The organism is Thermoleptolyngbya sp. PKUAC-SCTB121, assembly GCF_016919485.1.
In the GTDB taxonomy this organism is placed as follows: Bacteria; Cyanobacteriota; Cyanobacteriia; order Elainellales; family Elainellaceae; genus Thermoleptolyngbya; species Thermoleptolyngbya sichuanensis.
Genome location: NZ_CP070366.1, coordinates 2,893,695 through 2,906,014, shown reverse-complemented (window position 1 = coordinate 2,906,014; position 12,320 = coordinate 2,893,695). Strand labels below are relative to the sequence as shown.

9 protein-coding genes are annotated in these 12,320 nt (G+C 57.5%); 3 read left to right on the top strand and 6 right to left on the bottom strand.

Annotated elements, in window-relative coordinates:
* Window positions 1–61 precede the first annotated feature (61 nt).
* Together JTM80_RS11895 and JTM80_RS11890 are read left to right on the top strand one after the other, a co-directional pair.
* Window positions 62–1,636: a B12-binding domain-containing radical SAM protein gene (locus JTM80_RS11895; RefSeq protein ID WP_172357867.1), complete on the top strand. Its 1,575-nt coding sequence runs from the start codon at window positions 62–64 to the stop codon at window positions 1,634–1,636.
* An 85-nt stretch (window positions 1,637–1,721) separates the two neighbouring features.
* The gene (locus JTM80_RS11890; RefSeq protein WP_205369480.1) at window positions 1,722–3,470 is read left to right on the top strand and encodes a peptide ABC transporter substrate-binding protein; all 1,749 of its coding nucleotides are present in this window, start codon (window positions 1,722–1,724) and stop codon (window positions 3,468–3,470) included.
* A gap of 25 nt (window positions 3,471–3,495) precedes the next feature.
* Here JTM80_RS11890 and JTM80_RS11885 read toward each other — a convergent pair whose 3' ends face one another.
* From JTM80_RS11885 to JTM80_RS11875, 3 genes are all read right to left on the bottom strand, one after another.
* The gene (locus tag JTM80_RS11885; RefSeq protein WP_205369479.1) at window positions 3,496–5,448 is read right to left on the bottom strand and encodes a TolC family protein; all 1,953 of its coding nucleotides are present in this window, start codon (window positions 5,446–5,448) and stop codon (window positions 3,496–3,498) included.
* A gap of 375 nt (window positions 5,449–5,823) precedes the next feature.
* Window positions 5,824–6,638, bottom strand: a protein-coding gene (locus JTM80_RS11880; protein ID WP_225906616.1) for an IS5 family transposase whose coding sequence is annotated in 2 segments (ribosomal slippage) — window positions 5,824–6,260 and window positions 6,260–6,638 — 816 coding nt in all. Because the reading frame shifts where the segments join, the coding sequence is not laid out codon by codon here.
* A 489-nt stretch (window positions 6,639–7,127) separates the two neighbouring features.
* The gene (locus tag JTM80_RS11875; RefSeq protein WP_172357873.1) at window positions 7,128–7,856 is read right to left on the bottom strand and encodes an SDR family oxidoreductase; all 729 of its coding nucleotides are present in this window, start codon (window positions 7,854–7,856) and stop codon (window positions 7,128–7,130) included.
* A 73-nt stretch (window positions 7,857–7,929) separates the two neighbouring features.
* Between JTM80_RS11875 and JTM80_RS11870 the strand changes: the two genes are divergently transcribed.
* Window positions 7,930–8,751, top strand: a complete 822-nt coding sequence (locus tag JTM80_RS11870; protein WP_172357875.1) for a tetratricopeptide repeat protein — start codon at window positions 7,930–7,932, stop codon at window positions 8,749–8,751.
* A gap of 77 nt (window positions 8,752–8,828) precedes the next feature.
* Here the strand turns inward: JTM80_RS11870 and JTM80_RS11865 are convergent, their stop codons facing one another.
* The 3 genes from JTM80_RS11865 to gmd all read right to left on the bottom strand — a co-directional run bounded on the left by JTM80_RS11865 (window position 8,829) and on the right by gmd (window position 12,034).
* Window positions 8,829–9,674, bottom strand: coding sequence for a hypothetical protein (locus JTM80_RS11865; protein WP_205369476.1), 846 nt, complete (start codon window positions 9,672–9,674; stop codon window positions 8,829–8,831).
* Window positions 9,675–9,875: 201 nt separating this feature from the next.
* Window positions 9,876–10,817: a GDP-L-fucose synthase gene (locus JTM80_RS11860; RefSeq protein ID WP_172357877.1), complete on the bottom strand. Its 942-nt coding sequence runs from the start codon at window positions 10,815–10,817 to the stop codon at window positions 9,876–9,878.
* A gap of 134 nt (window positions 10,818–10,951) precedes the next feature.
* Complete coding sequence (gene gmd / locus JTM80_RS11855; protein WP_172357879.1) at window positions 10,952–12,034, bottom strand: GDP-mannose 4,6-dehydratase; 1,083 nt, start codon at window positions 12,032–12,034, stop codon at window positions 10,952–10,954.
* Window positions 12,035–12,320 lie beyond the last annotated feature (286 nt).

Sequence of the window (12,320 nt, the reverse complement as noted above, 5' to 3'; positions counted from 1 at the left end):
CGGAAGCTTCGGAAACTGAAGTTTCCCAGTCTGCTAGCACTGTCACCCTAAGCCGAACGCTATGCGTGCTTTATTGCTCTATCCGCTCTTTCCCAAATCTTTCTGGTCTTATGACAAGGCGCTGGAACTGATTGGCCGAAAGGTATCGCTGCCGCCGCTGAGCCTGATCACCGTGGCGGCGATTTTGCCCCAAACCTGGGAATTTCGCCTGATAGACCGCAACGCGGGCCCCGAAACGGAGGCAGATTGGGATTGGGCGGATCTGGTGATTATTTCCGGGATGATCGTGCAAAAAGATGACCTGCTGGATCGAATCCGGGAGGCCAAGCGGCGCGGCAAGCCCGTGGCTGTGGGTGGGCCCTACGTCACCTCGGTTCCCGAACCCGCACTGGAAGCGGGCGCAGACTACCTGGTGCTGGACGAAGGAGAAATCACGCTGCCCATGTTTGTGGAGGCGCTGGAGCGAGGCGAGCCGTCCGGCATTTTTCGCGCCAATGGCGATAAGCCCGATGTCACCACCACGCCGATTCCGCGCTTTGACCTGCTGAATCTGGATAACTACAGCGAGATGTCGATTCAGTTTTCGCGCGGATGCCCCTACCAGTGCGAATTCTGCGACATCATCGTGCTATATGGCCGCAAGCCGCGCACCAAAACGCCCGCTCAACTCCTGGCAGAACTGCAAGCGCTGTATGACCAGGGCTGGCGGCGATCGATTTTCATTGTGGACGACAACTTCATTGGCAATAAGCGCAACGTCAAGCTGTTGCTAAAGGAACTAGTGCCCTGGATGCAGGAGCGAGACTATCCCTTTAGCTTTGTCACTGAGGCATCGGTGGATCTGGCGCAGGATCAGGAGTTGCTGGATCTGATGATTGCGGCAAATTTCAACGCGGTGTTTTTGGGCATCGAAACGCCAGATACCGATAGCCTCTCGCTGACGCAGAAGTTTCAAAATACCCGAAACCCGCTGATTGATGCGGTCAAAACGATTAACCGCTCTGGGCTGCGGGTGATGGCGGGGTTCATTATCGGCTTTGATGGAGAGAAACCGGGGGCGGGCGATCGCATCATTAATTTTGTCGAAGCCACTGCCATCCCCCAGGCGCTATTCAGCATGTTGCAAGCCCTGCCCAACACAGCGCTGTCTCAGCGACTCGAAAAAGAAGGGCGGCTGATCAACCCTGACGAAACCGCCAGCATTCACCAGACCACGCTGATTAACTTTGTGCCCACGCGCCCCATCGAAGACATCGCGCAGGAATATATCCGCTGCTTTTGGGAACTGTATGACCCGCATCGCTACCTGGCGCGGGTCTATCGCCATTTCATCGAAATGCGCCCCAGCCCCAACCGCAAGAAAAAACCGACCATGCTCACGCCGATTGAGATCCGCGCCATGTTCATCCTCTTCTGGCGGCAGGGCATCAAGCGCAGCACCCGCTGGCAGTTTTGGCGACAGCTCTTCTCCATCCTGCGCCACAACCCCCGTGTATATGACCATTACTTAATCAACTGCGCCCACCTAGAGCATTTTCTAGACTATCGGGCGATCGTCCGCGATGAAATCGAAGCGCAACTGGCGACCTATTCACCGACCGAGCTAAAGCAAACCGCGCTGCCGGCCTCTGCCTGAGCGCCTGGAGCGTATTCACCTTAACCACAGCGCTCCGGAAACCGTGCTTCCCTAGTAGAAACTTCGATTTCCCATCCCCCGCTCCATGTTTCTAAACCGCTGGCAGCGCCGCCTGTTGCCGTTCGTTTGCAGCGCCCTGCTGTGCCTGATGCTGGCGATCGCCTGCGACCCTTCGCCACCCGCCTCCCAACGCCCAACGGCCAGCCCAGCGGCGGATGCCTCGGCCAGCGTCCTCAAGCTGCTCTACTGGCAAGCGCCGACGATCTTGAATCCGCACCTGTCTAACGGCTTCAAGGACTCGGAAGCCAGCCGCATTACCCTGGAGCCGCTGGCCAGCTACGATGCTGGGGGGAATCTGATTCCGATCTTGGCGGCAGACGTGCCTACGCTGGAAAACGGCGGCGTAGTGGCAGACGGTCGCTCCGTCACCTGGAAGTTGAAGCCGGGGCTGAAATGGTCGGACGGGGAGCCGTTTTCAGCGGCGGATGTGGTGTTTACGCATCAGTTTGTGACGAATCCAGAGGTGGCGGCGATTTCGGCGGCGACCTACGAAATCATCGAGTCCGTAGAGGCGCTGGACGAGACGACGGTCAAAATCACCTTCAAAGAGCCAAATCCCGCCTGGAGCAACGTCTTCGTGGGCACAGAGGGGATGGTGCTGCCCCGGCATTCGTTTGCCGAGTATCTGGGCGCACAGTCGCGGGAGGCTCCGGCTAACCTGATGCCTGTGGGCACGGGCCCCTATCGCGTGGTGGAGTTCAAACCCGGTGATGTCGTGATTTATGAGCCAAACCCCAACTATCGCGGGGCAGACTCGCTGGGGTTTTCTCGCGTTGAACTGAAGGGCGGCGGCGATGCGGTGTCGGCGGCGCGGGCGGTGCTGCAAACGGGCGATGTGGACTTTGCCTATAACCTGCAAGTGGAAGCGCCGATCTTGGAGCAGTTGGCGGGGGCGGGGCGGGGCGAAGTGGTGGCCAACTTTGGCTCGCTGATGGAGCGAATTTTGATTAACTTCTCTGATCCCAGTGCAGACGTGGACGGAGAGCGATCGCACGTCAGCCGTCCCCACCCGTTTCTGACAGACCCCGCAGTGCGGCGGGCGCTCAGCCTGGCCATCGATCGAGGGGCGATCGCCACCCAGCTTTATGGCCGCACAGGCAAACCCACGGCCAATTTCCTGGTGGCTCCAGAATCCTTCAGTTCCCCCAACACCAGCTACCAGTTTGACCCGACCGCTGCCCAGCAAGCACTCGAAGACGCAGGCTGGAGAGATACCAACGGCGACGGCATCCGCGATAAAAACGGCGTGCCCCTCCAGCTGGTGTTCCAGACCTCCGTCAACCCGCTGCGCCAAAAGACTCAGGAAATCCTGAAGCAGGCGTGGGAATCCATCGGCTTTCGGGTGGAGCTAAAAAGCATTGATGCCAGCATTTTCTTCGACAGCAGCCCCACCAACCCCGACAATACCGGCCACTTTTACGCCGACCTGCAAATGTACACCACGGGCAACACCAACCCCGACCCCGGCTCCTACATGAAAACCTACCTTTGCAGCGAAATCGCCCAAAAAGCCAACAATTGGTCCAAAGACAACGTTTCGCGCTACTGCAACTCCGCCTACGATGCCCTGTGGCAGCAGGTGGCCAGTGAACTCGACCCCGAAGCCCGGCGGCAAATCTTTATTCAGATGAACGATCTGCTGGTGACCGATATCGCCGTCATTCCCTTGGTGCATCGCGCAGAAACCGCAGGAGTGGGCGATCGCCTTGCAGGAGTAAACCTGACTCCGTGGGATTTGAACACCTGGAATATTGCCGAGTGGCGACGGAAATAGGCGATTACCGGGTATTGCGAAGCGATCACCGGGTATTGCGAATGCGATCGCCCCGACCCAGGGGATTTTCGGCCAGAAAGCCGTCTGGCAGGTTGCTGATGGCCCGCTGGAGCGTCACCAGAGAGCGGTTGTAGCCCAGCACCGCCCGCACCAAGTTGACCTCTGCTCGCGTCAGGTCGGTTTGCGCTCGCAGCACTTCAGTTTGGGTGCCCACGCCTGCCTGGAACCGGAGACGCGCCAGCCGCAGCGATTCTCGCGCCTGTTCCACGCCCGCTTCAGCAGTCGCAATGTTGGTTCTGTTGGCCTGGAGCGAGTAGAAGGCTTGCTCCACTTCCAACCGAATAGCATCGCGGTTGTCTGCAAAAGATGCTTCGGCGATCGCCATATTCATCTCCTGCTGACGGGCCTGCGCCCTAGCTCGCCCCCCATCAAACAGCGTCATCGAAGCCCGTACCCCAAACTGGTAAATATCTCTGAAGTCTGGATTTTGATCGTTGGTAGGATTTTCAACCTGATACTGACCAAATAGTGCTACCTGGGGGCCCAAAGCGGCCAAAGCGGCCCGTCGCTGCTGGCGGGCCACATCTCGCTGCACCAACTGCTGCTCCAGTTCTGCCCGGTTTTTATAAGCCAACACGATGCTTTCTTCCAGCGAGAGTGTCCAATCCTCTGCTGGAGTCACCGCATCAGCCGCCACCAGATTCACCGTCTGGGACAGATCCAGTCGGCGTACCAGTCGCCGTCGATTGGTCTGCTGCTCACTCAGCGCTTGCACCAGTTCTTGCTGGGCATTGGCCAACTCGACCTGCGCCTGCAAGACATCAAACCGAGTGCCTACGCCAGCCTGTTCCAGCGCCAGTGCGTCCCGCAAACTTTGCTCCGCCTGTCGTACCGTATCCTGAGCAATCCGGACGTTCTCATCGGCCTCTTGCACATCGTAAAAGTCGTTGCTGACATCCAGCCGCAGTTGCTCAGACAGACGCTCCACCTCTAGCTCTCGCAATCGCACCTGACCTTCAGCCGCACGAATCGTGGCTGATCGCTGCCCAGAGGTAAACAGGTCATAGTCAACTCGGAGGTTTCCTCCCAAACTGGTCGTAATGTCTGATTCTTGCGGGGGATTGGGGTTGAAGATAGAAGGCTGAGGGCGATCGGTATTTTCTGTAAACGTCAGGTCGGCTCCGATTTGGGCGGTGGGCAGGTTGGCAGCGCGGGCTTCTCGAAGTTGGGCGCGGGCTTGCTCTAGCTCCAGTTCTGCAATCTGAAGCTGGCGGTTGTTGCGTCGGGCTAGCTCGATGGCCTGTTGGAGCGTAATCGGCTGCGGTTCGCTGGTGCGGACTTCTTCGGGGCGGGTTGGAAACAGCAAAGGATTGGGATGGGGTTCCAGGTTTTCTGGAAAGCCATCGGTGAAGGTATTGCTGACGGGCTGGAGCGGACGTGTCTCCATCTCTGACTCTGCTGGAACTGCTGGAATGTCAGCAGGCGCGGCGGATGGGGCGGGTGCTGGTTCAGGATCGGTCGCGGGAGGAAAGGGAACTGGCTCGGTCTGGGTAACTGTCTGGGCAACTAGAGGCGTTGCGCTTGGTGTTGCCGCTGGCGAGGGGCGATCGCCATTGCGTTGACCACCAGCAGCCAGCCGGGCGATCGCCTTTGCGGGTTCAGCGGACTGGGCGATCGCCGTTGTGCCGTCTGGGTCACCTGCGTCTCTCTCGCCTGCAGCGTCTCGTCGAACCCCTCCCAGTGCCGCCAGGGTTGCCCAATCGGCGGCTCGATCTGCCCGCTGCCTGCGTCGCGCCAATGCGGGTCGAATCGAGGGGGATTGGGATTGGGACGCTTCCCCTCCATCAGGTGCAGGTTCTGGCGCGGGTTCCAGGGATGCCGGGGCGGGAATGTTGGCCTCGGCGCGGATGGCTTCGGCAGAGAGCAGGGCGGCGGTAACGCTAACGGTAGCAGACAAAAAAATTGAGAGCGATCGCATAACTTCTCGCAAGTGGGAAACAGCCTAAACCAAAGCAGGAACTATCTTCAAACCAAGCTTCAAACTAAAACCTTGAACGGTGCGGACTTCTTCTGCATCACCCAAAGTCCTTAATTTCTCCCTTTTTTGCCTATTTGAAACACACCCTCAAAACAGAGAATCCCAAACCGAATCTCAAGTATTGCTGTGTAGTCATTCACCACGGGTCACACATGGGTCACACACGGCTTAGCAAGGGGCCGAATCCACAAAAAACAGGCGCAACCTTATGCAGGATAATCTGCAACCCCGACCCAGGTAAATAGTTTTGCAAGTTTTGCGGAGATCCTCCCAGATAGATTACCGAAAATCTGTGAGAGCTGATTTATAAAGTAGCTAAGCTGCCAAGCGCTTGAGCATCAATTGAATCATGGCACCGTAGATCATGGCTTCACTCATTTCGCAATACAATTCGTAGTCTTTGCTCAAGCGTCGATAGCGATTCAACCAGCCAAAAGTTCGCTCCACAATCCAGCGCTTAGGCAGAATTTCAAACGACTTGGAGGTTCGTTTGATGACTTCTACGCGGACAGGTTCCCCACAGACCTGTTGGACTGCATGGGCAAACTTCTTGCTGCTATACCCCTGGTCTACCCACACCACCTCAAGCCGGGAGAGTTTATCGCTGGCTTCATCGAGCGTGACCACGGCTCCAAGCCGTTCTGAGGCATTCGCTTCGGTGACTAATACCCCAATTAAAAGCCCTTGGGAGTCTACAACGAGGTGGCGCTTACGCCCCTTAACCTTTTTGCCACCGTCGAAACCGTAGATGCCCCCCTTTTTTCGGTGGTCTTGACCGATTGGGAATCAGCAATTGCCACACTGGAGTCTATGGTTCTGCCCATTTTCTGCCGCAGGTCTGCTCGGAGTTGGTCGTGCATCTGCTGCCAAATCCCCTTGCGATGCCATTTGCAAAAGTAGAAGTACACCGTTGTATACGGGGGAAGGTCATGCGGTAGCATTTCCCACTGGCATCCAGTACGCTGCACGTAGAAGATTGCGTTGAGGATTTCTCGAAAGTCCACTTCACGGGGACGACCAAAGCCTTTACCGGCAGGTATCAGCGGTTGCAAAACGCTCCATTCTGCATCTCTCATATCACTGGGATAGGCTTTGCGCTTGGGATTGGCGATTTCCGGTAGGCGACTCATAGGCGGGCTTCAGAAGCATCTCTTTCAGACTAAAGTTCACCCTCAGGTTCGCCTGCCTCTATTTAGATTTTCTTTATAAATTAGCTCTGAAATCGACAAAACCGCGAATCCTCCTGAACAAACCCTTTCCAAATTGCCCCCTTATGCGACCATTCAATCAACCAAAACTTGAGCCTTGCTGCCCGTTTTTAGGTTTTGAAAGCAGTCTTGTAGGCACAGTCTGCAAAAAATCTTTTCACTCGCCAGTCCGATGACTCCAATCTAATTAATCAGTTCTTCAGGTTCATTCCAATGGGGCTTGATTAATGCGCGATTTTCCGCATGTAAATTGCAAAACACCTTTCAAAAACAGACAGGACTTAACGCACTTGCGATCAGTTTTCTGGGCTTTGGGCGATTTCTCGCGGGCCAGCCCACGAGAAATCGCCCAACTGCGGAAGTCCTAACAGATTCAGCAAAACAAGTCGGAGGAATATCTCGGCGCAGGGATCAAGAGCAGAAATTTACATCCTCCAGAGGCACGACCTCAAACGCGGTCTTGCCATAGAGCAGACCTCGATCGACAGCCGACAGGATGCAGCCGTTGACCCGTTCGGAAAACAAACAGCGCCCCACCAAATCGGCCACATCAGCCCGGTGGATACTGCCAGCGATCGCCACATCCGGCGTTAGCACTGCGTTGCCTGTGGCGGGTTCCGACTTTAGTCCGCCAGGACGCACAACCGTATAGGTCAGCCCGCTGGCCATCAGGTATTCCTCTGCCTGCTCTTTCTCTGCCAAGACTGGCCCCAAGGTTTGCAGCACTTGCGGCGGCAGGGCGATCGCGCTTTTGCCCGCACCAATGGACGACACCAACACAAATTTCCGCACCCCCGCCTGCACGGCCGCGTCGATCAGCACCTTGTTGCCCAAAAAATCAGCCCGCCGCCCGTCTGGCCCGATGCCGCCAATTGTGCTGACCACTGCCCAGGGTGGCGCGTTGAAGGGTGGCCCCTGCATAGCACGGTTGACCGCCTCGGCATCCAGCGCATCCCCAATGGCGATCGCCGCACCCAGAGACTCCAACTCTGCCTGCGCAGGCGAGGGTGTTCCATCGGTATCGGGCGGCAGCCGCAGCAGCGCCTGGGTGGGAATGCCCCGCTGCAATAGCCAACGCGCCAGCTCGAACCCCACGCCCCGGCTAGCACCTGCTAAAAAAACATAAGGTTGCTCGGTCATGGCTCCATTCTCAGGCATGATAGGGCGAGAAGATGCACTTTCAACACCCTACCATTCTCTCAACCGCTTGCTTATGGGCACTTCTGTTGACATTACGGCAGCCAACTTCGCGCAAGAAGTGACGCAAAAATCCTACGAAAAACCAGTGCTGGTGGATTTTTTCGCCACCTGGTGTGGACCCTGCCAGTTGCTCAAGCCGATGCTAGAAAAGCTGTTGCAAGAGTACGATTTCGTGCTGGCAAAGGTGGATATTGACCAAAATCCTGACCTGGCCAATGCCTACGGTGTAGAAGGCGTGCCGGATGTGCGGATTGTGGTGGATGGCGCAATGCAGAATGGCTTTGTCGGCGTGCTGCCAGAACCGCAGTTGCGCGAGCTATTGGGCAAGCTGAATTTGCACTCGGCGCTGGAGCAAGGGCTGGCAGAGATTCGGGCGGCGCGGGCTGCGGGCGATGTAAACCAGGTGAAGCAACGATTCACAGACCTGATTCAGGCTTACCCGACCGATGCACGGCTGATGCTGGAGGCGGCAGAATTTTTGGTCAGCCAGGGGCAAATCGAGTCGGCAGAGAAGCTGCTGTCGCCGATTCCTGAGCGGGATAAAGACCTGTTTCGGCGGGCGCAGGCGGTGCGCGGGCTGATCGCGTTTCACCGAGACTTGGCCAGTCCTGCGGAACCGGGCGAACTGGAGACGAAATATCGGCAAGCAGAGCAGCACGCCCTGGAAGGCAATTACGAAGCGGCGTTTGCAGGCTTTCTGGAGATCGTGGCGGGCGATCGCAAGTTTCGGCAGGACGGGGCCCGCAAGGCGATGATCGTGCTGTTCGACCTGCTGGGCGACGACCACCCGCTGACCCGCAGCTATCGCAAACAGTTGATGCAAACGATGTATTAAGAAATGGCGTATTGAGAAATGGCGTATTGAGAAACGGTTCAGGTCATGGGCGACGCACACAACCTGAACCGGAAGCCCTATGAGCAGCGATCGCTCTGGGCGCGAAAGACCTGGCGCAGATCTCCCGAAAACACGACTCGATAGAAAAAGGGCGACGAACCGCTGCAACTCATGGGCTGGCGATTGGCACGGCGGGGCGAAAACCACGAGTTGGCGGTGACGACGAGCCGCGAACCTGTCCAGGAAAGGCCGGTGACTTCTAGCGAGTTGCTGCGCCCGTTGCTGAGTTGAGCGGTCAGAAACGTCCCGGCGGTGGGTGCGCCGTTGGTGGGGTTGAGCCGCGCCAACACAGCGACTTTGGGGCCGCCACCGCTGCCGTAGCTGGTCAGCCAGCCCTGACGGGTAAAGCGGCGATAGTCCTGGCTGGCAGTGCCCTGGGTTCCGGTGGCGCTGAACACGGCATAGAGGGCACTGCTGCCGTCCCACACCAGCCCATAGCCTTCGCCATCGTCGGCTGTGATTTCGTAATCTGCGCGGCACCAGGCCCGCTGCCCCCGGTTAAACCGGACAACGATCGGGTTTTTGTTGTTGGCAGACACCTGGCGATAGCCAATGTAGATGCGCGATCGCCCGATCGTGACCACGGGGCCACCCTTTTGCCGCACAACGGATTCTGAGTCCTGGCAGGAAAACTCGACGGACTCCCCCACAGAGGCCGAGACGGTGGCCTGGGCAGGCAGGGCGATCGCCAGCCACAGGGGAAACAGTCCAACGGTCAGACTGGCAACGCGGGCAGCACAGCGGGTGAATGGGGCAAGCAGAAAAGACTGCGGGAAACGATTCTCAGACGACGGACAAGGGGCGATCGCCACACTAGGGCAATGGAGAGTGTGCTTAGGGACGTGCTGATGATCGGTTGGCATAAGGTTGGGGTGACTGATTGGAAGGAGTGGGATAGGCAGACGCACCCACTATGAGCTTCCAGTTCAGACCCTAGCCCAGCGAGCCGAATCAACGGTTCTGTGAAATTACGGGAGATTTGAGAGGGCGATCGCCCCCCGTTTCCTGGTCTTCACGCAGAGGGGTGTCGGCGGCTGGCCTTAAGGCTCCCTGCGGCTCCCTGCCTACGCCGCGTGCTGCCGATACCACTCGATCGTATTGTTCAAGCCTTGGCGGAACTCCACCTCTGCGGTAAAGCCAAACTTATCCTTAGCCCGCTGCGTATCGAGACACCTGCGGGGCTGCCCATTGGGCTTATCAGTCTCCCAAACCAGTTCCCCGTCATAGTCCATCAGTTCACAAATCAGCGTAATCAGATCCTTGATAGAAATCTCATAGCCCGTCCCCAAATTCACAGGCTCCGGCTCCGCATAGAACTGCGTCCCCATCACAATCCCCCGCGCCGCATCGGTGGAATAGAGAAACTCCCGCGTCGGCGAACCATCCCCCCACACCGGAATCGTCCTCTCCCCGCGCAACTGCGCCTCATGCACCTTGCGAATCAGCGCCGGAATCACATGAGAACTGCGCGGGTCAAAATTATCCTCCGGTCCATACAGATTCACCGGCAGCAGGTAAATGCCATCAAACCCATACTGCTGACGATACGCCTGAAGCTGCACCAACAGCGCCTTCTTCGCCACCCCATAGGGAGCATTGGTCTCCTCCGGGTAGCCATTCCACAGGTCATCTTCCTTGAACGGCACAGGCGTGAACTTGGGATAGGCGCAAATCGTGCCCACACAGGTAAACTTCTTCACCCCCGCTTCATAGGCAGCATGAATCAGTTGCGCCCCCATCATCAGGTTGTCGTAGAACAGTTCCGCAGGCTTTTCCCGATTCAGCCCGATGCCGCCGACATGGGCTGCGAGATGAATCACAATGTCTTGCTGGTCAACGGCGCGACGGCACGCCTCCATCTGCGTCAGGTCATAGTCGCGAGAGCGGGGCACCGTAATCTTGGCGGGGTCGGCACCCGCGTGGATGAGTTGGTTCACCACCTGCTTGCCGAGGAATCCGGCACCGCCCGTGACGAGAATTCGTTGGTTGGAGAAGGAGAGGGGCATAGGGGAAAGAGGGAAGAGGGAAGAGGGAAGAGGGAAGAGGGAAGAGGGAAGAGGGAAGAGGGAAGAGGGAAGAGCGGGTTTTCGTTTTTCGTTTTTCGTTTTTCGTTTTTCGTTTTTCCCTCTTCGTTCTTTCCCTAGGGCGTTGCGCTTGTGCCTGCGGCTTGCCGGATGGTGGCGTGGTCGAGGACGGTCTGGGCGCTGTTGCCGTTGAGGGGGATGAGACCCAGGGCTTTGAGGTCGGCTTCGACCATCAGGTAGACCAACTGCTCGAAGCTGACGCTGGGCTGCCAGCCGAGTTGGGTCTTGGCTTTGGTGGGGTCGCCAATCAGCAGGTCAACTTCGGCGGGGCGCAGGTAGCGTTCGTCGAACTCGACGTAGTCTTGCCAGTTGAGGTTGACGTAACCAAAGGCGAGTTCCAGGAATTCTCTCACTTCGTGGGTTTCGCCAGTGGCAACGACATAGTCGTCGGGCTGGTCTTGTTGCAGCATTAGCCACATGGCTTGCACGTAGTCTTTGGCGTAGCCCCAGTCCCGTTTGGCATCTAGGTTGCCCATGTAGAGTTTCTTTTGCTGACCGGCGACGATGCGGGCGACGGCGCGGGTGATTTTGCGGGTGACAAAGGTTTCGCCCCGGCGGGGAGATTCGTGGTTGAACAGGATGCCGTTGCAGGCAAATAAGCCGTAGGATTCGCGGTAGTTGACGGTTTGCCAGTGGGCGTAGACTTTGGCGCAGGCGTAGGGGCTGCGCGGGTAGAAGGGGGTGCTTTCGCTTTGGGGCACGGCTTGCACTTTGCCGTACATTTCGGAGGAGCCTGCTTGGTAGAAGCGGACTTCGTTGCCGGTGCGCTGCTGGTAGTCCCGCAGGGCTTCTAGGAGCCGCAGGGTGCCCATGCCGACGGCATCGGCGGTGTATTCGGGGGCATCGAAGCTGACGCGCACGTGGGATTGTGCGCCTAGGTTGTAGATTTCGTGAGGCTGCACGTGTTCGAGGATGCGCCGCAGGGTGGTGCCGTCGGTCAGGTCGCCGTAGTGCAGAAACAGGCGGGCGTTTTCGTTGTGGGGGTCTTCGTAGATATGGTCGATGCGGTCGGTGTTGAAGGTGGAGGTGCGGCGGATGATGCCGTGGACTTCGTATCCCTTCTCTAGGAGCATCTCGCTCAGGTATGACCCGTCTTGTCCTGTGATGCCTGTGATCAGTGCCCGTTTCCGCTCTGACATAGTGCTCTAACGCCTTACTGAGGTGATGGTGACATAGGTGGACGATTCAAGGGGGCGATCGCCCTCAACGCTTGTGCCTGGACTGAACCCTATGGCAAGCATTGCGCTGTCGGCTGATTTTACCGCAAGTGGATGACCTGCATTGCCTCAAGACAGTCCACTCAGTGTCTACATAAATATCTGTTACAGAGTACCGTATTCAACCATCGCAATGAAATAGATCTGCCTTCTGTCTGGTTATGGAGCGGCTTTTGCGAACTATGCGAACTGATAGAGCGCGATTAGA